This window comes from Paenibacillus protaetiae (assembly GCF_004135365.1).
GTDB lineage: Bacteria > Bacillota > Bacilli > Paenibacillales > Paenibacillaceae > Paenibacillus_AP > Paenibacillus_AP protaetiae.
The window spans coordinates 4,039,751-4,065,265 of the sequence record NZ_CP035492.1; the positions used below are offsets into that span (position 1 = coordinate 4,039,751).

At 49.7% G+C, this 25,515-nt stretch carries 25 protein-coding genes and 2 pseudogenes; 22 read left to right on the forward strand and 5 right to left on the reverse strand.

Going from position 1 to position 25,515, the window contains the following annotated elements:
• The first annotated feature begins 15 nt into the window (after window positions 1-15).
• From ET464_RS20635 to ET464_RS18695, 3 genes are all read left to right on the forward strand, one after another.
• Entirely contained in the window at window positions 16-141 is a 126-nt protein-coding gene (locus ET464_RS20635) for a hypothetical protein (protein ID WP_279630108.1), read from the forward strand.
• Entirely contained in the window at window positions 131-655 is a 525-nt protein-coding gene (locus ET464_RS18690) for an NUDIX domain-containing protein (RefSeq protein ID WP_129443532.1), read from the forward strand. Before ET464_RS20635 ends, ET464_RS18690 begins: the two co-directional genes overlap by 11 nt.
• Before the next feature lie 63 nt (window positions 656-718).
• Window positions 719-1,420: a metallophosphoesterase family protein gene (locus ET464_RS18695; RefSeq protein ID WP_129443534.1), complete on the forward strand. Its 702-nt coding sequence runs from the start codon at window positions 719-721 to the stop codon at window positions 1,418-1,420.
• Window positions 1,421-1,502: 82 nt separating this feature from the next.
• Here ET464_RS18695 and ET464_RS18700 read toward each other — a convergent pair whose 3' ends face one another.
• Window positions 1,503-1,850, reverse strand: coding sequence for a c-type cytochrome (locus ET464_RS18700; RefSeq protein ID WP_129443536.1), 348 nt, complete (start codon window positions 1,848-1,850; stop codon window positions 1,503-1,505).
• Between the two features lie 163 nt (window positions 1,851-2,013).
• On the opposite strand from ET464_RS18700, the gene ET464_RS18705 reads away from it, so the two are divergent.
• From ET464_RS18705 to ET464_RS18770, 15 genes and pseudogenes are all read left to right on the forward strand, one after another.
• Window positions 2,014-2,889: a helix-turn-helix domain-containing protein gene (locus tag ET464_RS18705; protein WP_129443538.1), complete on the forward strand. Its 876-nt coding sequence runs from the start codon at window positions 2,014-2,016 to the stop codon at window positions 2,887-2,889.
• On the forward strand, window positions 2,889-4,121 hold the full coding sequence (gene mutY / locus ET464_RS18710; RefSeq protein WP_129443540.1) for an A/G-specific adenine glycosylase: 1,233 nt from the start codon (window positions 2,889-2,891) through the stop codon (window positions 4,119-4,121). Before ET464_RS18705 ends, mutY begins: the two co-directional genes overlap by 1 nt.
• 17 nt (window positions 4,122-4,138) lie before the next feature.
• Window positions 4,139-4,762, forward strand: coding sequence for a bifunctional 4-hydroxy-2-oxoglutarate aldolase/2-dehydro-3-deoxy-phosphogluconate aldolase (locus ET464_RS18715; protein WP_129443542.1), 624 nt, complete (start codon window positions 4,139-4,141; stop codon window positions 4,760-4,762).
• A 784-nt stretch (window positions 4,763-5,546) separates the two neighbouring features.
• Window positions 5,547-6,230: a hypothetical protein gene (locus ET464_RS18720; protein ID WP_129443544.1), complete on the forward strand. Its 684-nt coding sequence runs from the start codon at window positions 5,547-5,549 to the stop codon at window positions 6,228-6,230.
• Window positions 6,231-6,345: 115 nt separating this feature from the next.
• Entirely contained in the window at window positions 6,346-6,756 is a 411-nt protein-coding gene (locus tag ET464_RS18725; RefSeq protein ID WP_129443547.1) for a helix-turn-helix domain-containing protein, read from the forward strand.
• A gap of 74 nt (window positions 6,757-6,830) precedes the next feature.
• Complete coding sequence (locus ET464_RS20935; RefSeq protein WP_425271782.1) at window positions 6,831-7,028, forward strand: IS3 family transposase; 198 nt, start codon at window positions 6,831-6,833, stop codon at window positions 7,026-7,028.
• Between the two features lie 20 nt (window positions 7,029-7,048).
• Window positions 7,049-7,183 (forward strand): annotated as a pseudogene (locus ET464_RS20940) (IS3 family transposase); the annotation flags it as partial.
• A gap of 38 nt (window positions 7,184-7,221) precedes the next feature.
• Window positions 7,222-7,419 (forward strand): annotated as a pseudogene (locus tag ET464_RS20480) (multidrug ABC transporter ATP-binding protein); the annotation flags it as partial.
• A gap of 306 nt (window positions 7,420-7,725) precedes the next feature.
• Window positions 7,726-8,739, forward strand: a complete 1,014-nt coding sequence (locus ET464_RS18740; protein WP_129443551.1) for a LacI family DNA-binding transcriptional regulator — start codon at window positions 7,726-7,728, stop codon at window positions 8,737-8,739.
• Window positions 8,740-8,978: 239 nt separating this feature from the next.
• The gene (locus tag ET464_RS18745) at window positions 8,979-10,217 is read left to right on the forward strand and encodes an ABC transporter substrate-binding protein (protein WP_129443553.1); all 1,239 of its coding nucleotides are present in this window, start codon (window positions 8,979-8,981) and stop codon (window positions 10,215-10,217) included.
• 79 nt (window positions 10,218-10,296) lie between these two features.
• Complete coding sequence (locus ET464_RS18750) at window positions 10,297-11,163, forward strand: carbohydrate ABC transporter permease (RefSeq protein ID WP_129443555.1); 867 nt, start codon at window positions 10,297-10,299, stop codon at window positions 11,161-11,163.
• The gene (locus tag ET464_RS18755; protein WP_129443557.1) at window positions 11,163-11,987 is read left to right on the forward strand and encodes a carbohydrate ABC transporter permease; all 825 of its coding nucleotides are present in this window, start codon (window positions 11,163-11,165) and stop codon (window positions 11,985-11,987) included. Before ET464_RS18750 ends, ET464_RS18755 begins: the two co-directional genes overlap by 1 nt.
• Before the next feature lie 40 nt (window positions 11,988-12,027).
• Window positions 12,028-13,698: a glycoside hydrolase family 13 protein gene (locus ET464_RS18760; protein ID WP_129443559.1), complete on the forward strand. Its 1,671-nt coding sequence runs from the start codon at window positions 12,028-12,030 to the stop codon at window positions 13,696-13,698.
• A gap of 199 nt (window positions 13,699-13,897) precedes the next feature.
• Window positions 13,898-14,380, forward strand: a complete 483-nt coding sequence (locus ET464_RS18765; protein WP_129443561.1) for a DUF2975 domain-containing protein — start codon at window positions 13,898-13,900, stop codon at window positions 14,378-14,380.
• A gap of 10 nt (window positions 14,381-14,390) precedes the next feature.
• Window positions 14,391-14,606, forward strand: coding sequence for a helix-turn-helix domain-containing protein (locus ET464_RS18770; protein ID WP_129443563.1), 216 nt, complete (start codon window positions 14,391-14,393; stop codon window positions 14,604-14,606).
• A gap of 53 nt (window positions 14,607-14,659) precedes the next feature.
• On the opposite strand, the gene ET464_RS18775 is transcribed toward ET464_RS18770, so the two are convergent.
• Both ET464_RS18775 and ET464_RS18780 read right to left on the reverse strand, forming a co-directional pair.
• On the reverse strand, window positions 14,660-15,316 hold the full coding sequence (locus tag ET464_RS18775) for a FusB/FusC family EF-G-binding protein (RefSeq protein ID WP_129443565.1): 657 nt from the start codon (window positions 15,314-15,316) through the stop codon (window positions 14,660-14,662).
• A 345-nt stretch (window positions 15,317-15,661) separates the two neighbouring features.
• Window positions 15,662-17,155, reverse strand: coding sequence for a DHA2 family efflux MFS transporter permease subunit (locus ET464_RS18780; protein ID WP_244226596.1), 1,494 nt, complete (start codon window positions 17,153-17,155; stop codon window positions 15,662-15,664).
• A gap of 210 nt (window positions 17,156-17,365) precedes the next feature.
• Between ET464_RS18780 and ET464_RS18785 the strand changes: the two genes are divergently transcribed.
• Window positions 17,366-17,953 (forward strand): TetR/AcrR family transcriptional regulator, encoded by a 588-nt coding sequence (locus ET464_RS18785; protein ID WP_129443568.1) that lies wholly within the window; start codon window positions 17,366-17,368, stop codon window positions 17,951-17,953.
• Window positions 17,954-18,046: 93 nt separating this feature from the next.
• On the opposite strand, the gene ET464_RS18790 is transcribed toward ET464_RS18785, so the two are convergent.
• Together ET464_RS18790 and ET464_RS18795 are read right to left on the reverse strand one after the other, a co-directional pair.
• On the reverse strand, window positions 18,047-20,689 hold the full coding sequence (locus ET464_RS18790; RefSeq protein WP_129443570.1) for a beta-glucosidase: 2,643 nt from the start codon (window positions 20,687-20,689) through the stop codon (window positions 18,047-18,049).
• 64 nt (window positions 20,690-20,753) lie between these two features.
• Complete coding sequence (locus tag ET464_RS18795) at window positions 20,754-21,878, reverse strand: GntR family transcriptional regulator (protein ID WP_129443572.1); 1,125 nt, start codon at window positions 21,876-21,878, stop codon at window positions 20,754-20,756.
• 418 nt (window positions 21,879-22,296) lie between these two features.
• Here ET464_RS18795 and ET464_RS18800 point away from each other — a divergent pair, with 418 nt between their 5' ends.
• The 3 genes from ET464_RS18800 (at window position 22,297) to ET464_RS18810 (ending at window position 25,471) form a co-directional block, all read left to right on the forward strand.
• Window positions 22,297-23,664, forward strand: a complete 1,368-nt coding sequence (locus ET464_RS18800) for an ABC transporter substrate-binding protein (protein WP_165280054.1) — start codon at window positions 22,297-22,299, stop codon at window positions 23,662-23,664.
• Between the two features lie 84 nt (window positions 23,665-23,748).
• On the forward strand, window positions 23,749-24,642 hold the full coding sequence (locus ET464_RS18805; protein WP_129443576.1) for a carbohydrate ABC transporter permease: 894 nt from the start codon (window positions 23,749-23,751) through the stop codon (window positions 24,640-24,642).
• Window positions 24,643-24,652: 10 nt separating this feature from the next.
• On the forward strand, window positions 24,653-25,471 hold the full coding sequence (locus tag ET464_RS18810; RefSeq protein WP_129443578.1) for a carbohydrate ABC transporter permease: 819 nt from the start codon (window positions 24,653-24,655) through the stop codon (window positions 25,469-25,471).
• Window positions 25,472-25,515: the final 44 nt, after the last annotated feature.

Here is a 25,515-nt window from a genome sequence, read left to right on the forward strand (position 1 = left end):
AAGGCGGGTTCGCCGGTGCAGCTGTTTTTTGTTTGTGAAGTGAAGCAGAGCCGGAAGGAGACCAAGCAGCGGAAGACGAACCTATATAAAGCGAAAGCTTCATTTGCGAAAAAAGAAGCTTTGCGTAAAGATGACAACTAAGGAAGTGAACATCTTGGAAGTGCGTCAAATGACCGCAGCCTATTTATTTCACGGCAGCCGTGTTTTATTAATTCGGAAAGAAAAAAGCCAGCTGCATGGCGAGCCTTTTTGGAGCGGGCTTGGGGGGCATATGGAAGCTGAAGAGCTGAACCATCCGCAAGCGACGTGTTTCCGGGAAATTCAGGAGGAGTCGGGACTGACCGATGAAGACATTACAGGGCTGGAGCTGAAATATGTGCTGCTCCGCATTAAAGAACGGGAAATCCGGCAGCAGTTTGTGTACATGGGCTTCACAGACCGGACGGATGCCGTCCCCTCGGATGAAGGCGAGCTTGACTGGATCGAAGTATCCGAACTGATGGAGCTGCCTATGTCTGCGATCAACCGGTTTATGCTGGAACATTATTTGCTCAGCCCCAATCGTGAAGGCATTACGGTAGGCACGATTACGACAGACCTTGAAGGGAATCCGTGTATGCAGTGGGCGGAGCTGAAAGATCCCGGGCGTTTCTAGCAGAACCGGCGGACCGAGATCCGGGCTGGAGCGGCGGCCGGATTGCAGAAGGGGGAATGGAAGATGAGGACACTCGTTATAAGCGATATTCACGGATGCCTGGATGAGCTGCGGGCTTTGCTCCGGCAAACCGGTTATACGCCGGGCGAAGACAAGCTAATATTGCTTGGCGATTATGTGGATCGGGGGCTGAATTCCAAAGAAACGGTAGAAGAAGCGATCCGCCTTGTGAACAATGGAGCCGCCGCGATCCGCGGCAATCATGACCAGCGGCTGGCCGATCTGGTACGGAACGGCGGGGACGAGGTGGTACGCAAGTTTTTTGAGCATGGCGGTGAACAGACGTTCCGCAGTTATGCAGGGGTGCCTTCATCGGACATGAGCTTGTCTGCGTTCAGGCAGCTTATGTTAACCAAGTTCGCGCATCATCTCGCTTTTTTGGAAGAGCTGCCGTTTTATATCGAGGATGACCGCCACATCTATGTACATGCCGGGCTTCACCCGGACTTCAGCAATTGGAAAGAGCAGCCCGAATATAACTTTATGTATATAAAGGAACCTTTCTTATCCCGCCCTGCTGCCGTCAGCAAAACGGTCGTATTCGGCCATACCAGAACAGCCGATATTCACGGCTCGGCCAATATTTGGTTTGGCGGCGGCAAAATCGGCATTGACGGCGGCTGCGCATACGGCATGCAGCTGAATGCGCTGGAAATCGCAAAGGACGGAAGCTACACCGCCCGCCATGTTGCCAGAGGCTGTTAGCCGCCCGTTTCATGCCTGTGAAAAAATAAAGCTGGGAACGCAGCCGGCCGCCTTTTTGGCATCGCCCTTGCGTCATCCAGCTTTATTTTTTTTGGGCCAGCCAAGCTGCAAGAGCCGCGATCTCCTGCTCGGTAACGCGCCCTTTCTGGCTGGGCATCCTGCTCCCGCCATCAGTAATTTGCTCGACCAGTTCCGCTTCGGTCATCCGCGCCCCGACCTTTTGAAGGTTGGTGTCCGGGCCAACCCGGCCTTGCAGATCCGAGCCGTGGCAGCTGACGCAGTTCGCTTTATAGACCGCCGCCGTATCAGGCGGGGCATCCATATGCGGGGTGCCGCCGCTGCCGCTCCCGCCGCTGCAGGCGGACAAGGCTGTTACAAGCAGCAAGGAAGCGGCCGTGGCCGTTATAGCCGTTCGTATACGTAAATTCATGCGGGGACCTGCTTTCCTGGCGTTTATAGATCAATATGCTTGTCTATTTTGTCTTCAGTATAATCGGAATTGGAAAGCTGGGCAATTGTGGTAGTTATATAATTTTGCCGCAGGAGCCTTTATAATAGGAAAAAGTAAATGATTATACGATTTAGGAGCAGCAATGGAACCCTCTCTAACGAATTATTTTCTTCAAAACCAAATCGACCATTTTCAAGCGGAAGTGACAATGGCGATGTATATTGAACTGAACCGTGATATAGCGGATTTTTTAAACGAGCATTCTTTTTACCGGCTTTTTTATGTACAGCAGGGAGAAGGCAGCATTGCTATCGGAGATGCCATTTTTGAAGTGGCGCCGGGGACGATGTACCTCGTGCCGGCAGGGGTTCATTTTGCTTTAAACGTCTCGCAGCATTTTCAATGCTATACCTGCCATTTTCGCTCCGAGCAGTGGGATATGCCGCTTATTAACCGGATGGAAATTCCCTATGTTTCGGTTATTGACGACCGGCAGGCTGTTAAAGCTCTGTATGACAAAATGGTTGCGACACACCACAGCCGTTCGGTGACGCGCAATTTAAAGCTGCGCGGGCAGCTGAACGAGCTGTTTGCGGTCTATTTGGATTCCTGCTTTCAACAAGCAGCCGTACCGCAATCGGAGACGGAAGCGGAACAAAACTGGAATGCAGTGCTGGCTTATATCGACAGCCATCTTGACCGGCCGATTCTGGTTGAAGAGCTGGCTAAGCTCGCTTGCCTGCATCCGAATTATTTTATTACGCTGTTTAAAGAAACGATGGGCTGCTCGCCGATCCAGTTCGTGACGACCAGGCGGATATCGGCTGCAAAGCAGCTATTAGCGGCAACGAAGCTGCCTGTTTCAGACATTGCCGGGCAAGTTGGGATGCAGAACCATTACTTATCGCGGCAGTTTAAACGAATGATCGGGTTAACCCCTTTGCAGTACCGCAAGCTGATGCAGGCAGAGGAGCTAAGAAGCAGGCCGGAAGGGCAATTAAAGGAGTATATTGGATAATGACAGTGGATGTAAAACAATTTTTCAGCACGGAGCTGCTGGCTTGGTACCGGCTCGTCAAACGGGATCTTCCATGGCGGAAAAACCGCGACCCTTACCGGGTATGGGTATCGGAAATTATGCTGCAGCAAACCCGTGTAGATACGGTAATTCCTTATTATGAGCGGTTTATGGCCAAATTCCCGACTGTCCGGGAGCTGGCGGCAGCACCGGAGGAAGAGGTGCTGAAAAGCTGGGAAGGGCTTGGCTATTACTCGCGCGCCCGCAATTTGCAGGCGGGGGCGCGCGAGGTCGTGGAACGGTACGGCGGCATCGTGCCGGATGACAAGACGGCGGTAGCTTCGCTGAAAGGCGTAGGGCCTTATACAAGCGGAGCTATTATGAGCATTGCATTTAACCGGCCGGAACCGGCGGTGGACGGCAATGTGATGCGCGTGCTGTCGCGGTATTTTTGCCTGGAGGATGATATTGCGAAGCCCTCAACGCGCGTTGGCATTGAAAAGCGGGCCGTTTCGCTTATTCCGGAAGGCGCTGCGGGCGATTTTAACCAAGCGCTGATGGAGCTGGGCGCATTGGTGTGCACGCCGAAATCGCCGGTATGCCTGACCTGCCCGGTGATGGAGCACTGCGCGGGAAGGCTGGCCGGGAAAGAGACGGAGCTGCCGGTCAAAACAAAAGCGAAACCGCCGCGCGAGGAACTGCGCGCTGCAGTCATTATCGCCGGCAGCGGCGAGCATGCAGGCAAGGTGCTTGTCCGCCAGCGCCCGGCGAAAGGGCTGCTGGCGCAAATGTGGGAGTTCCCGCATTTGCTGGTGGACGAGCATGGCGAAGATGCGGCGCTTGCGGATAAACTGGCACGGTCGCTGCATGAGGAGACCGGCCTGCTCATCCGGCCGACGGGCCGGCTGATGGATGCCGATCATGTGTTCAGCCATATCCACTGGAAGATGAAAATTTACGAAGCCGATCTTGGTGCAGCCGTGACAGGGGCAGGCAGCGAGAAGGCCTGGCCAGCTGCTGGAAGCGCCTCAGGACGAGCAGCTCAAACGCTGTATGCGGCAGAGGCGTCCGCCGCTTATGAAGACAGCGCCGCTGCCTCATCAGCGGCGCCGTCAAGAGCCAAGCTGCCGGCCCATTACCGCTGGATCGGACGTGAAGAGATGGAACAATTAACGTTTCCGAACTTATTTTTGCGTGTATTAAACCAATATTGGGCTAACTCAAAACGATAATACGGGGGAATCGGAATATGCTGGACCTTTTGCTGGAACATCGGATTGTGGCCATATTGCGCGGAATTGAGGACAAGCACGCGGACGCTGCGGGGAAGGCGCTTCTGGACGGCGGCATCCGGTTGATGGAAATTACAATGAACACAAAAGGCGCAGCCGCTATGATCGAACGATGGAGAAGCCGTTTTGACGGGCAGGCAGCTATCGGCGCGGGGACGGTGCTGGATGTTGCGATGGCGCGTGAAGCGGCTGCTGCCGGCGCCCAGTTTATGATTTCGCCCAATCTGGACGAGGAAGTGATTGCGTTTGGCCGGGAGCGGGGCATCTCCGTTTGGCCGGGCGTCATGACGCCTACCGAAATCGTCCGGGCCTGGAAAGCGGGGGCGGAAGCGGTCAAGTTGTTCCCGATGGCGTCGCTTGGGTTAAACTACTTGTCCGAAATCCGCGCGCCGCTTGATTCGATTCCGATTTTGGCAACCGGCGGCGTAGATTTGGACAATATCGCGGCTTATTTCAAAGCGGGGGCTAATGCCGTCGGCATGGGGAGCAAGCTGCTGAATATGGAATGGGTGCGTGAAGGGCGGTTCGATCTTATTACCGAACGTGCACGCCGGTTTGCGGAAACGGTGCGGGGGTTGTAAAAAAAAAGAGCCAACGGCATCGGGCCGCGGGCTGCAAGAGAGATATATAAATAAAGGGGGGTCATGGGTTCATTATAAAAAACAAAGATGAAAGAAACATGAAGCCTTTATTACAGTTCGATTACATATGGGAAAAATTGTATTTCAGAGGACGGCCGAATAACACCATGTTTATGCTCCGGGCATTCCCCCTTCGTTAAGCTTCTTTCATAGGATGTTCCAAAGGTAGAGAGGGTACAAACTAGTGCAAGCTCTAAAGGTTTTTAATAACATAGAGAAGTTAAATGCAAAAATAAATGTAACGAACTGTGATTTAAAAGTTTCTTCTACTTATTATGATTGTACTTGTGTTGTAGAAATATCGTCTGATACTCATCCGATACTTAAATTTTCGTTGTCGGACTTTAAACGAAAAGATAAAGAAACCGAAAATATATTAGATATAATTAGTGAGAATAGGTTTATTATTATGCATGCAATTGAGCATAAAGGTCAATGCGGACATTTTTTGCTTCCCATTTTGGAGTTTTTAGAAAGCCATTTGATTTGCATAATCCTAATCCCTTTTAATGAATTAAACGAAAGAAACAGGACGTTTTTTAAAGCGTTAGAGAATATATGGATGAGAAATTTTGACGTCACGAATAATCAATTGGTTTATGCTTCATATGAGAATCCTTCGGGATATATTTAATCTAAAGGCCGGCATTCAATTATGGCATCCATGCAACGGATGCGAAACGGTGAATGATGTACTCTATTCGGAAAGGCGTGATTATCAAACATGAGTGAACAGGTCCATTCGGCTGTTGTAAACAATATTGTTTGGTGCGGAATTATATGTGAGACGCATGGGATTACTGCCGCTTCAAGTAAACATGTTTGGAGTACAACAGCGAAAGCGCCGCCTTTTTACCCGGACATCATTACATCAAGCAGGCATGCAACGGTGAAAGAGGTTATTGACATCATTGGAAATAGAGAAGTATCTTCCATTAAAGATAGCTTCGCTAATCTCGATATGTCGCCTCTTGATTTTGAAATCCTGTTTAAAGCCGAATGGATTTACCATGCGCCACTGGCTAACTTGGAGCCTATTCCATCGGGATGGCACGAAGTCACCGCTAAAAATGACTTCGTAGATTGGACTTTGGCTCATGGTTCCGGAAATGTAATTAAGCCTGAACTTTTAAATCGCCGAGATGTCAAAATGTACGCCTATACGAATAAGGGTGAAACGGCAGGATTTATTGCTAACTTGGGCGGCAATGCCGTGGGGATATCCAACGTATTTTCAAGCGTTAACAGCAATAATTTATGGTCTGACATTCATACAATAGCTTCATTGGATTTCCCGGGGCTGCCTACCGTAGGCTACGAGCAAGGCGATGATCTTGCCGCGGCGCTCCAATCGGGATGGACCTCGGCAGGTCCGCTTCGTGTTTGGGTGAAATCCAAAAATTATTAAGAGCTTAAATGCTTAAATAAAAAAGCGGGTGCTTCATGAAGTGCACCCCTTATAGTGGACATTGGAAAAACACCCTAGTGTTTAGCCGATGAAAACCATAGGGGTGCTTTTCGTTATGGCAAAAAAGGGACAGAAATTTGTGACGTACAGCTTTGAAACGAAGAAGAAAGCAATTGAGATGCGTCTTCAAGGAATGACGGTAGGGAGAATTGCAGAAGAGTTAGGGATTGTTGATGTTGGACGAGTGAAGACCTGGATGCGTCGGTACAAACAGATGGGAGAATTCGGCTTAACAGACACGCGAGGAAAGCGGAAAGAATATGTCGATGAGAACCGCTATGTTAAGCGGCTTGAAATGGAGAATGCCGTTTTAAAAAAGTGGTTGGCCATTACGAAGGCGGAGGTGTATCAGAAAAGTGTAGGCTCGTTGAAGAGCTCAGAGAGCATTTCACCGTTACAGAGCTTTGCAAAGAAGTCGGTCTCTCTAAGAGCGGATTCTATGCCTATCTTAAACGAAAAGCTGTAAATAAGGACAAGTCATCCAAAGAGATCATTCGCACCACGTATGAACGCTATAAAGGCATTTATGGCTACAGACAAATTCAATTATTGATGTACCAAGATCATAAGATATGGATGAACCACAAGAAGATCCTGCGTCTCATGCGGGAAATGGGGCTGCGATCTAAAATACGCCGCAAATTCCGTCATCATCGATCTTGGGGCTTAGGCGACAGAGTGGTGAGAAATGTGTTGGAAGCAATTTTGAAGCACTTAAGCCTAATCAGAAATGTGTAACAGACGTTACACAATACCGAGTGAAAGATAGCTGGCTATACCTCCCTACCATCAAAGACTTATGTCAAAACGAAATCGTCGCCTATAACATGAGTTTACGCAATGATAAGGATCTTGTACTCCAAACGTTCTCTAAAGCATTTGAAAAGGAAAAGGACGTAACTGGGCTAATCGTTCATAGCGATCAGGGAAGGCGATCCAGCAGTCACTGGTGGAGCTGTCGAAGGACCGCACCACACTGGTCATCGCGCATCGGCTGGCCACCATCAAAAACGCCGACCGGATCGTCGTGGTGTCCGAGCAAGGCATTGCCGAGCAAGGGAAACATGAGGAACTTATTGCGGTACAAGGCGCCTACAACCGCCTGCATCAGGCGCAATTCGGCGGATAGTCAGTACATCATAAGGGGATGCTTCCTTTGTTGAAGCACCCCTTATTTTATAGACTAGCGATAACATGGGATGTGGAATAATATAGTAAAATAAAATGTCGAAAATCTGCCTAACTGTGAAATCACTGCGTTATGAAAGGAACCCGCCTATGATTAACTTTTATGATGTACAAGTATTGTACTGTTCGCTGCCGTTTGCCCACAAAGGATTGAAAGCGGTTTTACAAAATCCGTTGACAAATAAATAGGACGTAACTATACTGATGTTAAACGTTTACGTAACGCAAAGGGGTAAGAAACAAAAAGATGATTAACAATCCTCCTACAATTAAAGATGTAGCCAAAGCAGCCAACGTATCGGTGGCAACGGTATCGCGCGTGCTTCATAACCTTGCCGGCTATTCGGATAAAACAAAGCAAAAGGTTTTGCAAGCGGTCGCGGATCTTGGCTACAAGCCAAATGCGATAGCCAGAGGGTTGATTAACAAGCGTACGCAAACGATTGGCGTTTTGTTTCCCGATGTGTCGAGCAACTTTTCGTCTGATATTTTGCATGGAATTGAAGAAGTTGCGCATGAACACGGCTTTAGCGTTATTGTGTGCAACACGGCTGCGGAAGGCAAGCGGACTTTAAACTATTTGCAGGTGCTTCATGAGAAGCAGGTCGACGGCATTGTTTTTACAAGCGAGATGCTGAAGGACGAGTATTATGACGCAATGAAGGAAATGCGCGTTCCGGTCGTGCTGGTCAACACGCATTCCCAGAAGCATATGCTTCCATACGTGAAGGTTGATGACTGTCAGGCTGCTTACCAGGCCACGAATTTCCTGATCCAGAGCGGCCACCGCGAAATTGCGATGATTGCAGGCACGCGCTGGGACATGCTTGCAGGCGCCCCGAGGCTGGACGGCTACAAGCGGGCGCTGGAGGATAACGGCATTCCGTTCGAGGAATCCAAGGTTATCTATGGCGACTTCAGAATGGACAGCGGCAAAAAAGCGATGGAGCAGCTGCTCGCAAGCAAAATGCCGTTTACGGCCGTTTTTGCAGCGAGTGACGAGATGGCGATTGGCGCCATGAACGTGGCGATGGCCAAAGGGCTTCGTATTCCTGAAGACATCTCGCTGATCGGTTATGACGATTTGAACATTTCCCGCATGATTTTTCCGCCGCTTACAACCATCCATCAGCCGTTGGCATTGATGGGGCGGCTTGCTTCCGAGAAGCTGATTGCCTTAATTGAGGGGGCTGAACAGGTGCCAAGCAGCATTGTGAACCATCAACTGGTGGAAAGAAAGACTGTTCGGCGTTTGCCTTGAATAAGGCATGTTTTTCTCCTTATTGAGTAAACGTTTACTCAATTAAATTTAATGAGCGTAATCGCTATGGTGAATGAAATTCACAAAAATAGGGAGAATAAGAAAAAATATTGCATTTAAGGAGGTGAGTACAGCAAAAGGGCAGGTAATGAAGGCAAAAATCCACGTTTTTTTCTGATGGTAGAGTAAACGTTTACGTTCTTTATTGCATCCATTTTATACTTTGGAGGGTCTATTCCATGAAAAAGACACTATCAGTAATTGCAGTAAGCGCATTAGTCATGACCGCATTAGCAGGCTGCGGCAGCAACAGCGATTCGGGCGGCGGTTCGAAAGGGAAAGTGAAGCTGGAGTTTTTCCAAAACAAAACGGAAGCGAAAGCGTCCTTCGATGAGCTGGTCAAAAAGTTTAACGAAGCGAACCCGGATATTACCGTTACGCAAGTAAATCCGCCGGATGCGGAAACAGTGTTGAAAACGCGCGTTGCGAAAAAAGACGTACCGGACATTATCGGGATGGGCGCAACCGATGCATATGCCCAGCTTGCCAAAAGCGGCGTGTTTGCCGATCTGTCGGGCGACCTGACTTCGAATATTCAACCTGCATACTTAAACATGCTGAACAAGCTGACCGGCTCGGAGACGGTAAACGGCATTCCGTTTACGGCGAACGCCAGCGGCATTATTTACAACAAAGCGATGTTCGACGAGCTTGGCCTCACCATTCCGAAAACATGGGACGAGCTGATCGCAACCGCCCAAAAAATTAAAGACGCGGGCAAAACGCCGTTTTACTTGACGCTTAAAGATTCCTGGACGCTGATGGTGCCGTTCAACTCGCTGTCGACCGACATCCTGGGCATTGATTTCTATGCAGACCGCACGAACGGCAGCGTGAAATTCGACAGCCCTCAATTCCGCGAAGTGGCCGAGAAGCAATTGAAGCTGCTCGACTTTGGCGAGAAGGATATGTTCGGCAAAGGCTATAACGACGGCAACGCGGCATTCGCGAAAGGCGAAGCGGCGATGTACATTCAAGGCGTATGGGCGATTCCGGAAATTCAGAAAGCTAACCCGGACGTGAAGCTTGGCGTATTCCCGTTCCCGGCGACGAACGATGAAGCAAGCAACAAAGTGATTTCCGGCGTGGACACGCTGCTGACGATTTCCAAAGATACGAAACATCCGGAAGAAGCGAAAAAGTTTATCGACTTCCTGCTGCAGCCTGAAAACGTGCAAACGTACATCGACGAGCAAAAAGCTTTCTCCGCTGTAAAAGGCGTAAACCAATCGGACGAAAGCGTACAAGGCTTCAACGCAGCATTCGAAAGCGGAGCCATCGATGATTTCTCCGACCACTATATCCCTGGCGCTGTAAAAGCGGACACGATTATTCAAGCGTTCCTGCAAAAGAAAAACGTAGACGCGTACGTGAAGCAATTTGATACGGAATGGGATAAAGTGGCGAACCGCAAATAAGGATTATGCCACACGATGGGAGGGCGAGAGCGCTTAAGGGTGCTCTCTTCCTTGTCCCTATTGAATAAGGAGGTACATCATGGCCAAAAGAAAAGCGGCGTTCTATAGCATGACCATTCCCGCTCTGCTGCTGTTTTTCGCTTTTCATACGTTTCCCGCGCTGCAAGGCATCTTTTATTCGTTTACGAACTGGGACGGCTACAGCGACGGGTATGATTTTGTCGGCTTTAAAAACTTCAAATCGCTGTTCACGGACACCAACGTCCTGAATTCCTATTTGTTTACGTTTAAATATGCCATTGTCGTTACGGTTCTCATTAACATCATCAGCCTGCTGATCGCGCTGGGGCTGAACTCGCGCATCAAATACCGCAATTTTTTCCGCGGCGTTTACTTTTTGCCGAATGTGCTTGGCGTGCTGATCGTCGGCTACATTTTTAACTACATTTATTCCAATGCCATTCCGATACTGGGCGACAAGCTGGGCAGCAGTGTCCTGTCGACAAACATTTTGGGCAATGAGAAATGGGCTTGGGTCGGCATCGTCATCGTAGCCGTTTGGCAGGGCATCGCCTTTAACACGATTTTGTATTTGTCGGGTCTTCAGACGATTCCGCGTGATTTGTACGAAGCTTCCGATCTGGACGGGGCGAACAAATGGCAGACGTTCTGGAAAATTACGTTCCCGATGCTGGCGCCGTTCTTTACGATCAATATGGTGCTGGCGATGAAAGGCGGCCTGATGGTGTTCGACCAGATCGTTGCGCTGACAGGCGGCGGTCCAGGACGGGCAACCCAATCAATCGCTATGCTCATCTATCAAGGCGGTTTCCAAGGCGGAGAATTTGCGTACCAGTCGGCGAATGCGGTTGTTTACTTTATCGTCATCGTGGTTATCTCCGTTATTCAGCTGAAATTTTTACAAAAGAGGGAGCTTGATGCGTAATGAATAAAGATCGTTCTACGAATTGGGCCGTGACCATTCTGATCGCGCTTGGCTCCCTGTTTATTTTGTTCCCGCTGTATATGACCGTTTCGATTGCGCTCAAAAATCCGGAGGAGATGGCTAAATCGATTTTTGCCCTGCCGACGGGACTTCACTTCGAGAACTTTTCCAATGCGATTAAAGCAACCGATTTTTTCAGCGCATTTAAAAACAGCGCCTTGATTACACTCATTTCGGTTGGCTTCATTTTGCTCAGCAACTCGCTTGTTTCCTATGCGGTGGCGCGGAATATGGGCAGCAAGTTTTTTAAAGGCCTTTATTTCTACTTTATCAGCGCCATGTTTATTCCGTTTCAAATTATTATGCTTCCAGTCGTGAAGCTGACGACAAACCTGCATATGAACAACATTCCGGGCATTATCGTGCTTTATATCGTATACGGCCTGGCTTTCAATATTTTCGTCTATGTCGGTTACATCCGCTCGATCCCGGTTGAGCTGGAAGAAGCGGCTACGGTGGACGGCGCATCGACTTACGGCACGTTCTGGCGCGTTATTTTCCCGCTGCTCGCTCCGATCAATGCAACCGTTGCGATACTCAGCTGTTTGTCGACGTGGAATGACTTTATGCTTCCGCTCATTATATTAAGCGATCCGAATTCCTACACGCTGCCGCTGGTGCAATATGTATTCCAAGGGCAGTTCAGCACCGACTTCAACCTGGCATTTGCTTCTTACCTGCTGGCGCTTGCCCCGATGGTAATCGTATATCTGGTAGCGCAAAAGTGGATCATTAACGGCATCACGCAAGGTGCTGTCAAATAACCTGTTAAAGAGAGAACAAACGGATGGGAGAAACAAAAAAATGACAAAAACGTGGTGGAAAGAAAGCGTCGTGTACCAAATTTATCCTCGAAGCTTTCAAGACAGCAACGGTGACGGCATTGGCGACATTCCCGGCATCATTTCCCGGCTCGATTATTTGCAGACGCTTGGGGTAGACGTCATTTGGCTCTGCCCGGTCTATCAATCGCCCAATGACGATAACGGATACGATATTAGCGATTATCAAAGCATCATGAGCGATTTCGGCACGATTTCCGATTGGGAGAAGCTGCTCGAAGGGCTGCACAGCCGCGGAATGAAGCTGATTATGGATTTGGTCGTGAACCATAGCTCCGATGAGCATGCCTGGTTTGTGGAATCCCGCAAATCGAAGGATAATCCTTACCGCGATTACTATATATGGCGTGATGGCAAAGACGGGAAGGAACCAAACAACTGGTCTTCCTTCTTTAGCGGATCAGCCTGGAAAAAAGACGAAGCAACCGGCCAATATTTCCTTCATCTATTCTCGTCCAAGCAGCCTGACTTGAACTGGGACAACGAGAAGGTCCGCCGCGAAGTATACGATATGATGACATGGTGGCTGGATAAAGGCGTGGACGGCTTCCGGATGGACGTCATTAACCTGATCAGCAAAGTGCAGCAGCTGCCGGACGCAGCCGGAGAAGGCAAATATAATTTTGGCGGCGACTACTTCATGAACGGCCCGCGCATTCATGAATTTATGCAGGAAATGAATCGCGAGGTGCTGTCGAAATACGATATTATGACGGTTGGCGAGACGCCGGGAGTGACCCCTGAAGAGGCGGCGCTTTATGTTGGCGAAGACCGCGGCGAGCTGAACATGGTATTCCAGTTCGAGCTGATGGATATTGACTCGGGTAACGGCAAATGGGATGTCTGCCCCTGGAAGCTGACCGATTTCAAACGCATTATGAGCAAATGGCAGACCGGGCTGGCGGGCAAAGGCTGGAACAGCCTGTACTTGAACAACCATGACCAGCCGCGTATGGTATCGCGGTTTGGCAATGACGGCATTTACCGCAAGGAATCGGCGAAGATGCTGGCGACGCTGCTTCATACGCTGCAAGGGACGCCGTACATTTATCAGGGCGAAGAGCTGGGCATGACCAACGTCAAGTTTGGTTCGATCGAGGAGTACCAGGATATCGAAACGCACAACATGTATAAAGAGTTCGTGGAAGCGGGCCATCCGGTCGAGCAAATCATGAATTCGATCTATATTAAGGGCCGAGACAACGCCCGTACGCCGATGCAGTGGGACGCGACGGCGAACGGCGGCTTTACGAGCGGAACGCCTTGGCTGCAAGTTAACCCGAACTTCACGGTAATTAACGCCGAGGAAGCGTTAAACGATCCGGATTCCGTGTTCCATTATTACCGGAAGCTGATTGAGTTCCGCAAGCGGAACGAAATTGTTGTGTACGGCGATTTCAAGGAGCTGCTGGAGCAGGATGAACGCATTTATGCGTATACCCGTACGTTAGGGGAACAGCGCCTGCTCGTTGTATTGAACTTCTTTGCGGACGAAACGGTGTTTGCTTTGCCGGATTCGGTCCGTTACGGTTCTGCCGAACGGGTATTCGGCAATTATGAGCTTTCTCCAGGTTTTGACCTCAATGAGCTGAAGCTTCGCCCATATGAAGCGCAAGTTTTTACACTGGTTTAGCTTTAGCCCGGGCGGTCTGCTCCGGCAGGCCGCCAATCTTTTGGCGGCAATAGAAAATCCCGGCCTTACGAGGCCGGGATTTTTGTGTTGTTTTAGTAACCTAGGACGTAAATTTGTTCTTATGGGATAAAAATTTATTGATAAACGATAAATTCTGTGGTAAGATCAAACTCGAAAATATGGAAACGGGGTGCATAGGATGGAACGGGGAACAACACTTTTTTTGAAGGTTGTTGTTTTTCTGATTGGCATTGTATTTTTGGCTGTGTATATTTTTATCGTGCCGGGTATTGCGCATTATGCGGAGGAATTGTATCCGGACAGCTCGTACATCCAATATTTTCTTTTTGTTGATTTGTACGCAACGGCCATTCCTTTTTACTTCGCCTTGTATCAGGCTTTAAAGCTGCTAACCTATATCGACAAAAATAATGCCTTCTCGGAGCTGTCTGTGCGGGCTCTCAAAAACATCAAGTTTTGTGCAGCTGCCATTAGCATTTTGTTTGTACTCGGGATGCCGCTGTTTTATTTGCTGGCGGAGGAAGATGATGCCCCGGGAATTCTGTTAATCGGGCTTGTCATCATCTTTGCTTCCATGGTCATTGCCGTATTTGCGGCTGTTCTTCAAAGGCTGCTTCAAAATGCGATCGCTATTAAATCTGAAAATGATTTAACGGTTTGAGGTGAAGGTTATGGCGATGATTATAAATATTGATGTCATGCTGGCGAAGCGGAAGATGAGCGTTACGGAGCTTTCGGAGAAGGTAGGCATTACGATGGCGAACCTTTCGATTTTAAAAAACGGCAAAGCGAAAGCAATCCGGTTTTCTACGCTGGAGGCGATTTGCAAAGCGCTGGACTGCCAGCCGGGGGATATTTTAGAGTACAAAAAGGAAGAAGAACATTAACCGCACTTCAAAAAAACCTGCCGAATCGGGATTCGGCAGGTTTTGAAACGTAATCATTTTGCCAGCACATCATGGAAAAATTTATCCAAAGCGGCGACATCGGTTATATTCCGGTTGCAGGTTTCGCTGTTTAAGCAAATATAGTTGCCGATCGCTTTGTAATAATCGGGGGACGCGTTTGCCGGTTTCGATTTGGTAATGGCGGTAAACAGCGCGACCTCTTCATGCTTGCTGCATACAAAACATACGCCTTTTTTATTGGTCGGCGTAAATCTTCCTTCAATGCCGGCCAGCTGATTGTGATGAGGATAGGCAAGATACATTTTGCCTGAAGCGATGTCTGTCCAGCCCATATAAGTGACATAACGGAAGTCGAGCGCCTCCAAGCTAGGCGTTTTCAGCTTTTTTACTTTTGGAAACAGTTTTTTAAGCTGGTTATCCGTTACTTGAGGCATCTCCGCCACGTATGGCTCCAGCGAGTTTACATAGGACCGGCATTCCTCTGCCGTTTGAAGCGAGGAAATGGCCTCAAGCAATGGCTGCTGCGCCTCGCGGGATGTCGGGAAAAGCTCCAATACTTTGGCTTGAACCTCGTCGCGCAGCGACAGGATGACTTTCGGATCGGAAGACGTGTTGAATGCGCGCTGCAGCTGACCGACTTGCTTTTTAATATAATTATATTGATGGTTTCTAATGAATGGTTGACTCATGCTTTTCAGCCCCTTATTTGGATATGGTTCATTACAATAAGGTGCAAAGCGCATTCTTTAGAAACGATAACAGCAGGCGAAAGGTTATTAAATGGTCCGCCCCATGCAAAGTATCGCCTCTAAATCAGGCTTTGCATGAGTTGATCTCATTCCGGCAAACTGATTTGCCATCATTACCGACCTCCTTTGGATAGTCTCATTATAAAATAGTTTGACCGGCGAGACAATGTGAACGAACGGACAGGCGAAGGCGGGCAGTCAAATGTCTATATACCAATAGCGGCGGCGCCGGAATCCAATTCCGGTGCCGCCGCTATTGTTGTTACTGCGATAGGAAAGAGGCGTTTAGGCCTCGCTTGTCACGTTGTGCTTCAGCGGGGACGATACGGTGTCGTCTTTTGCTTGCGCGACCCGTTTAATAAACAGCGACAGCAGCAGGCCGATAATCCCGATGCCGATAATGACGAGATAAGCGTCGTTGATCCCTTCAATCATCGCTTTTGTCTTCAAGCTTTCCAATGAAGCGCCGCTTGCCGCGCTGCCTGCCATCATATCCTTCAGATGGGCGGTCGTCTGGCTGGTCATAACGGTAACGAGCAGCGAAGTGCCGACAGCTCCGGCTACTTGCCGGATCGTATTGGAGATCGCCGTTCCGTGCGCGTTTAAGCGGGGAGGCAGCTGATTGAGGCCGGCCGTTTGGATCGGCATCATAAACAGCGCCATGCCGATACGGCGTCCGGTCGACATCAGAATCAAATACGTGTAGCTTGTAGATTCCGTCAAATGAATAAAACCAACCGTTGTGCCAATTGTAATAATAAGGCCGATAATGGACAGCCATTTGGCGCCAAACCGGTCAAACAGCCTGCCGGTAACCGGCATTAGGAAGCCCATCACCAGCGCGCCCGGAAGCAAAAGCAGGCCGGATTCCAAAGCGGAATATCCGCGGGCGTTTTGCAAATAAAGCGGGAGGAGCATCATATCCGCATACATCATCATCGTTACGGCGATATTGATGATCGTAGTCAGCGTAAACATATTGTGTTTAAATGCTCTCAAATCAAGCAGCGGATTGCGGGAAACGAGCTGCCGCCAAGTAAACAAAGCCAGCGCGATAATGCCGCCTGCTATCATCAGCACCACTTCTGCGCTCGACCAGCCCAGGCTGCCGGCACGGCTGAAGCCGTACAGCATCGCCCCGAAACCGATGGTGGACAATATGACGCTCAGCATATCGATTTTTGTATGCTCGCGCTCCGATACATTTTTTAAATAAACATAACTGCAAATAATAACGATAACCGCCAGCGGAATCATGGCGTAGAACAACGTCTGCCACTTGTAATGCTCCAGCACATAGCCGGCCAGAGTCGGCCCGATTGCCGGCGCAAATATTATGGCGAAGCCGACAAGGCCCATCGCTGCGCCGCGTTTTTCCGGCGGGAACAGTGTCAGGATAACGTTCATCAGCAGCGGCATAATGATGCCTGCGCCTGCCGCCTGGATCATGCGTCCGGTAAGCAGAACCGGAAAATTAGAAGCTATGGCGGATACGATCGTGCCAACCAGAAAAACAAGCATAGAAGCTTGGAATAACTGCCGTGTCGTAAAACGCTGCATGAAATAAGCAGTGATCGGAATGAGCACCCCGTTCACGAGCATATAACCGGTCGTCAGCCATTGGGCGGTCGTAGCCGAAATGTTGAAATCGTTCATCAGCTCGGGCGTTGCCACACTCATAATCGTCTGATTCAACGTTGCCAGGAAGGCTCCGAGAATCATAATGAACATAATCGGCCCTTTTTTGGCAGAGCCGGCTGCAGTAAGGCTTGCGTTCATCTTTTTCTCCATCCTCTCCAATTTCTCTAGACTTAATTTACAACGTGTTAGATAATAAACGATGTATAAAACAATTATAGTCAGAAAGATGTACCTTACAAGCAACGTATTTCGCCGAGATGTCAATTAGTTGTCATTTCAGGCATGTACTGTAGTTTAAACTGGAGAAATAAGACAGTTATTATGAAATTATAAAGGAGTGACGGCGTGATGGAGCAAACGAAAACTAAAATCGATCCTAGAGTCATTCGCACGCGCCAGCTGTTGAAGGATGCATTTATTGATTTGCTGCAGGAGATGGACCTAGAGAAAATTTCGGTGAACCGGATCGCAGAACGCGCCACGATCAACCGGGTTACCTTCTATCTGCATTACCGCGATATTCCCGATATGATGGAGAAGATGGCGGATGAAATGATTGAAGATATGGAAAAAAAGATCATCATCCGGGGGAGCCGCTTCAACGAGGAAGAGAACGGCAATTCGCAAATGCTGCTGCGGTTTCTGGAGTATATTGCGGATAACGCCAAGTTTTTCAAAGTCATCCTGGCGTCGAGAAGAATCCCGGTGTTTACCGACCGCATACTGAAGCTTCTTATTGAATCAATTGCATTCCGGGTCGGGGAAAAAATCGACAGCGATCCGGTCACCAGTGAAGGCATTCAAAAGGACATTATCGTCTGGTACGCCTCCTCTGCGCTGATCGGCACGATTGTGAACTGGCTGCGGAACGATATGCCTTATTCGCCCCATTATTTGGCCAAGCAATTTGCGCTGCTAGGTACGCTCAAGCATTAATACGGCAACAGCCTGCTTCTCTCGCGGCGGAGAGAAGCAGGCTGTTTGGTTTAAATGCGCATTTTGGCCTGGGAAGGCGTCATTCATAAGCTGTTATTGTTCCTTTGTTACCGTAAGATCGCCTGTCAGGCGGATATGCTCCGAGCTCGAGCCAACAAGGATGCGGAATTCGCCAGGCTCTACGACCCATTCCAAGCGCCGGTTAAGCAGACGCAAATCTTTGCTTGTTAATGTAAAATGCACGCTGGCCGTCTCGCCGGCTTTCAGATGGATACGGCGGAAATGACGGAGCGATTTGTCCGGCAGGGCAACCGAGCTGACCAAATCGCTGACGTACAGCTGAACAACTTCGTCGCCATCGCGGCTGCCGGTATTGGTAACGTCAAACGACACGTCTACGGTACCGTCCGCATGTATGGACGTTTCGCTCAGCTTCAGCCCGCCGTATTCGAATGTCGTGTAGCTCAGCCCGTGGCCAAAAGGATACAGCGGACGGTTGCCGCCCTCCATGTATTGCTTTTGCCCGCCGCGCCGGCGGTTATAGTGCACCGGAATTTGGCCGAGCGTTGCCGGGAATGAAACCGGCAGCCGTCCAGCAGGGTTGTAGTCGCCGAACAAAATTTCGGCGATGGCGTCGCCGCCGTTTTCGCCGGCGTACCAAGCTTCTACAATCGCCGGAATATGGCGGGATTCCCAGCCGAGCGTCACCGGGCGGCCGTTCTGCAGCACCAGCACGACCGGCGTACCGGTCGCGTGGATCGCCTGCAGCAGCTCCAGCTGATTTGGCTGCAGGTCAAGGCCGGAACGGTCAACCCCTTCGCCGCAGGTGCGTTCGGAATCGCCAAGCGCGACAATGGCAACGTCCGCTTCCGAAGCGATGCGGACCGCTTCCTGGAAGTCTTCTTTTTCGGAGCGCCAGCCGAGCATGACGTCAACCCCGTTAGTATCCTTCCAATATTCCACGCGAATGGCGTACGACTCGCCGGCTTTCAGCTCGACCGGCACTTGCTTCGTTGCCGGATGGCCGCTGCCCCAGCCGTCTACGATCAGCTCGCCGTCCAGCCATAAGCGCATGCTGTCTTGGCTTACGGTCCCGATATAACCGCTGAAATCGGTTTTTGGAACAAGCTTGCCTGTCCAGCGGACGGAAAAATGGAACGATTCAATCCGCTCATCCGGTTTCGTAATGACCCAGTTGAAGCGGATGCCGGTATCGACGCGCGACAAGACCGGGTCTCCTTCGCAATTCGGATTGTTGAAGTATTGGCCAAGCAAGCCGTTGTTGCCGGCATCATCGAACAGGCAGTCGGCCGGAATGGCGGTAAGTTCGTCTGCGAGAATGCCGGTTCCTTTTGCATAAAGCACTTTGGTGGACGGGGATACCAGCTTCTTAATGCCGTCCAGCAGCGTCACTGGCTTAAATCCTTCGATGTACGGCGTATAATCGCCGAGACGGGCCGTATCGGCGCTTGGGCCGATAACCGCAACGGACGGCACGTCTTTGTTCAGCGGCAGCAGCTGATCGTTTTTCAGCAGCACGATGCTTTCGCGGGCAGCCTGCAGTGCCAGTTGTCCATGCGCTTTGCTGCGGACAACGGTTTTGGACAGGTTTGGATCCGTATAAGGATTTTCAAACAAGCCAAGCATAAATTTGACTTTAAGAACGCGGCCGACCGCTGTATCCAGCGTCTCGCGGCTAATTTCGCCGCTTTCGATCATTTCGGCAATTAACGCCTGGTAATGCTCGTTTGGATAATCGTAATATTGCATATCGACGCCGGCTTCAAGCGCTTGGCGAATCGCTTCTTTGTCCGTCGCAGCGGTTTGGTGCGCATGCTGCAGACGGGCGATGGCGCCAAGGTCCGAACGGACGAATCCGGGCATATTCCATTGTCCGCGAAGCACGTCCGTGAGCAGGCTGGCATCGGAAGCGACCGGAACGCCGTCGATAGAGTTGTAGGCGCACATCGCATTAATCGCTCCGCCTTCCACGAAAGCGTCCTCAAAAACCGGCAGATGATACGCGATCACATCGTTTAAGCCGACAGTGGCATGCGATTGGTTCAGGCCGGATTCCGGAATGCCGTGTACGGCAAAGTGTTTAGGTTCGGCGATAATGGTCCGGTCGGAAGCAAGATCGTCGCCCTGCATGCCTTGGATCATGGCGACACCCATCCGGCCGGTCAAATACGTATCTTCGCCGAATGTTTCTTCGACGCGTCCCCAGCGCGGATCGCGGGCGATATCCAGCACCGGCCCGAAAGACTCGTGAATGCCGTAGCTGCGCGTCTCGGCAGCAATGCCCGCACCGATCTGGCGGACGATGCCGGGGTTAAACGTCGAAGCCATCGAGATGGCGTGAGGGAACACGGTAAAGCCGGGGCGGAGCAGGCCGTGAAGCGCTTCCTCGCTGAACAAAATCGGAATGCCGAGGCGTGTTTCTTCCACGGCGTAACGCTGCAGCGCATTATTAACATCCGCGGTACCGTACAAGTCATGGATACAGCCGATGCCTTCTTCCCCGATCAGCTCCTTCACTTTGGGCCAGACGATTTCCGCATCATCGGCCATAACGGTAATCATATGCGGATGCGTTTTGTTCATGAACGAAGTGCCGAAATACTGGTCCAGCTGGCGGACCTTTTCCTTAAGGGTCATTTTGCCGAGCAGGTCTTGGACCCGCTCATCAATCGGGGCATTCGGATTCAAATACAAGCTGTTGGTTGATTGAGACATACAATAGCTTCCTCCTCTGGCAGACGGGCTGCGGAATGAATGATAATGATGGCAGCAGCTAAAACTAGACTTTAACTGCAGGAACGGCACCTGTCGATTGGCGGACAATCATGCTTGTCGGCAGCTTGATCTGGTGATATTCGGTGGAACGCGATTCAATCTGCTCTACAATCAGTTTCCCTGCTTCCCTGCCCAGCTGGCGTTCCTGCTGCACAACGGCAGTAGGCGGCACAATGGCGAAATCCGGATGGTCCACATCGTCGAAGAAGACGATCGACAAGTTTTCCGGCACACGGATGCCCAGCCGCTGCGCGGTCAGAATAACCTGCTGGCTGAAGTTGGACGATAATAAGGCCGTCATATGGGGATGCGCAAGCAGAAACTGTTCGATTAATAATGAGACCTCCCGATCGCTGCTGTTAATAAGCAGGCGGGTCATTTCAAGACTGCGGTCGATTAATATATGGTGATCTTCCAGTGCCTTTTCATAGCCGGCAAGCCGTTCCTCAATACTGGAAGTGCCTTCCGCTTTCGTGGAAATAAAACCGATATGCTGGTGCCCAAGCTCATGAAGATGATTAACAGCGGCTATCGCGCCCTCAAAGTGATTGGAGCTGACCGAGTTGGTGTCAATTCCTTTCAACAGACGGTCAAGCAGGACGAGCGGAAACCGGTTTAATGTAAGCGATAAGATTTCATTGTTGTAATTTTCGCCTTCAACCGGATAGATGATCAGCCCTTGTACGCCATGCTGCTGCATCTCCCGGATTTTTAATATTTCTTCTTCCTGCGAATCGTTTGTTTTTGAAAAAAGAAGCTGATAGCCTCTCTCGGACAACGAATCTTCGATACCGCTCAATAGATTGGCGGTGAACCGGTTATCAAGCCGGGGAAGGAGAAAACCGATTGTTTTTTGCGGCGGAGATACGTATTCTACGGCGGGAATGTCCAGCATCTCCTCTTGGTAATGATCCGCAACAAAGGTTCCTTTGCCTTGAAGCCGGTATACAACGCCGCGTTCGACCAGTTCGCTTAAAGCATTTTTGACCGTGATCCGGCTTACACTGAACTGCTCGGCAAGCTCGTTTTCCGAAGGAATACGGCTGAGCGGCTTCCAGTTCTGGTTGCGGATTTGGTCTACAATATAGTTTTCTATCTTTTTATACAAAGGCTTATATTTTTTGGCCATAAAGGATTAGCTCCAATCCGACAGGTATATGAGTTAAATATAGTACAACATAACAATGTATACAAGTGTATTTATTTTTTTAAATCAAATGTGTGAAAATAGGTACAATACCGCGTTATTTCTAGAGTGCTGTGTATAAGGGATCGTGGGGATGTTGTATTGATATTTATATACATCTAATTAAAGTTGTATCAAAAAATAAACATTTACATAAAAAAACAAGTTGATTATATTGATGATACAAAAGGCCTTACGCAATCTATCACAAACCGCGGGGAACATTGCGAATTCGATTACGTGCAGGAGGTGGGGGAGCAGTCAGGCTTTTTATGAACCTCTGTCTAGTCCTTTTTTTCGTAAGACGCAAAAAACAAAACTTCAGAGAAGGTGGTTGCGCATGAAAAGAAAAAAAAGTTGGATGCTTTTAGCAACAATAACCGTTTTAGCCCTAATTGTAAGCGCTTGCTCCAGCGGCGGCAATAACAATTCCGGCGGCAGCGGAAGCTCTGGCAAAACGTTGACGATGTGGACGTGGAAAGTGGCATATGTACCTGGTTTTGAAGCCGCTGCCAAACTTTACGAAGAAAAAACCGGCGTGAAAGTGAAAATCGAGACGTTCACACCAGACGATACGTACAGACAAAAATTTAAAGCTGCTGCAAACTCCAAAGATTTGCCTGATGTAATTAACTGGTGGGCAACAGCAGGCGATTCGATCGAAGGTTCGGTTGAAGAGCTGAGCCCGCTGATCGGCGATGATGTGCTGGGCAAATACTTCAGCACTGCGATGGACCCGATCCGCATTACGCAAGCGCAAGTGGATTCGTGGAAAACCGACAAAAATGCAACCGAAGTTCAAAAATCGCTGAAAGCCGGCCAATTCTACGGCTTGCCGCTTGATATCGGCGGGTTCTTTACCTTCTACGGCAACAAAAAGCTGATCGAGCAAGCCGGCTTGTCCGCAGAACCGCCAAAAACATGGGAAGAATTCATCTCCATGATGGAAACGATCAAGAGCAAAACCGGCACGCCGGGCCTTGTGCTTGGCGCGAAAGTATCCGACCTGTGGGAAAACTGGGCAGGATCCGCGCTTTCGATTATGCTGAACGGCCCGCAAGGTTATATCGACCTGCTTGAACGCAATGCGAAGCTGAGCGATCCGGCTAACCTGCCGATCGTAAAAGCGGCCGGCATGCTTTCGGATAAAGATTTGCTGATGCCGGGCATTTTGTCCACGGACATTGACGGCGCTGACCAAGCGTTTGCAGCAGGCAAAGCAGCCTTTGACCTGGGCGGTTCCTTTACAATGTCGACACTGCTGGCAATGGGCATGAAGACGGACGATATGATTACGTTCCCGGTTCCGCCAATCGAAGGCTCGAAAATTACGAACTGGACGACAGATCCGTTTACACTGACGATGCTGTCGGTCAACAAAGACTCCAAAAACAAAGACCAAGCGCTTGATTTCATTAAATTTATGACGACGGACCCTGACGCAACTATCGCATTCGCAAACGCTGCCTATACGATTCCGGCACTGAACCTGGGCGACCGCTCCAGCGACCTGCAGGATAACTTGAAGGCAATCGAAACATCGTTTGCTACCGTTCCTGGACCTTATTCCGAAGCGATGCCTGCAATTAATGCATACCGCGCGAAAAACAAGGAATGGGAAGTTTACGCCCAGTCGATCCAATCAATGTGGGAGAAGAAAATGACTCCGGAACAAGTGGCGAAGAAATTTGACGATACGATGGCCAGTCTGAAAGCAAGCGGCAACTAATTTCAATTTACCTTGAGCCGGCTGATGCTTCATTCTAGAATCGCATGCAGCCGGCCGGCTTAGGGAATAGAAGGTGATTAAGTTATGGTGTCATCCAAAAATAAGTGGGTTCCGTATCTGTTTTTATTGCCGGGCATCCTGTTGTTTTTAGGCGTGGGTCTTTATTCGGTCGGCTTTTCGATTGTACTCAGCTTCTACAACTGGTCGGGGATTGATTTCTCGACGGCGCGGTTTGAAGGCTTAAACAATTTCCGCCGTTTCCTGCTCGGGGACGACCCGATTGTTACGCAAAACTTTTATCATGCCGTGCTGCACAACGTCATTATCGCAGTCGCGCAGATCGCGGTCGTTATTCCGGTCGCGCTCGTGCTGGCGTTCGTGCTGCAAAATACGAAGATGGCGTCGCTTTACCGGACGGTTTACTTTTTGCCGATGATCGTATCGGGCGTTGCGATGTTTTATGTATGGAAAGGTTTGTTTGAGCCAAGCGGCGCGTACAACTCCTTGTTCCACTGGCTTGGAATGGATTTCATGACCGTGCCGAGCGGCATGCTGGGCAGCTCGTCCACCTCGCTGATCGGAATTATTATTACATTTATATGGGGCGGTTTGCCGGGGACGCTCATTTTGTACTACGCAGGCCTTACTTCCGTTGATCCAAGCTTGTATGAAGCGGCCAGCGTCGACGGGGCGACCAAAGTCAAAATGATTTTGAAAATTACGTGGCCGATGCTGAAGCCAATTACGCTTATTGCAGTCATCCAAATGCTGAACGGCGCGTTCCAGGCGTTCGAGAACGTCTACATTATGACCGGCGGCGGTCCGGCAGGCAGTTCGGAAGTTATCGGCACTCTCGTATACCGTACAGCCTTCCTGGATAACAACTACGGTCTTGCGAGTGCGATCGGCTGGGTCTCCTTCTTGATTACGGGGGCAATCGCTATATTCAGCTTCCGTTCATTCAAGACGGACATTTAAGGAGGTTCCTATGGTCAAATCAATCAAACATATCATACTCGTGTTGTACGGCCTGGTCTGCCTGTATCCGTTTTTGTGGATGATCGGAACATCGCTGAAGACAACGCAGGACGCTTTGGCCAACCCGCAGTCTCCGCTGCCGGAAGGCGGATTTCAATGGTCCGTCTTTGGCGACGTATGGAACAAGCTGAACTTTTACCGCTTTTTTGTCAACAGCGCGGTGGTCAGCATTATCGTTATTATTGGCGTTGTCATTATTTATACGATGATGGGTTATTCGTTCTCCAAGTTCCGGTATAGAGGGAAAAAGGCCATTTACTACACGTTTATTGCGCTGCTTCTTGTACCGGGTGTAACGACATTGATTCCGCTATATATCAACATGACGAATCTTGGTTTGGAAAACACGTATATCGGCATCATTTTGCCGATGATCAACGGCGCCGCGCCGTTTGCGATATTCCTATTCACCAGCTATTTCCGCACGATTCCGCATGAAATGTATGAAAGCGCCGTATTGGACGGCTGCGGAAGCTTCAAAATTTATTACAAAATTTATCTCCCGCTGGCGCTGCCGGCAATCGGCACGATTGCCATTATGAACTTTATCGGCAGCTGGAACAACGTGCTCTGGCCGATGATCATCGTCAATGACCAGCATATGTTCACTTTGCCGATGGGACTCATGTATCTCGATTCTTCTTCGTTCAAGAAGTGGAACGAGCTGATGGCGGGCGCACTGATTACCATTGTTCCGATTCTGATCGCGTTCCCTTTTATGCAAAAAACGTATATCAAAGGCATGACGGTTGGTTCTGTAAAAATGTAGCTCGGGCAGCCGCTTAATGATTATAAAAAAATAGAGACATGGAT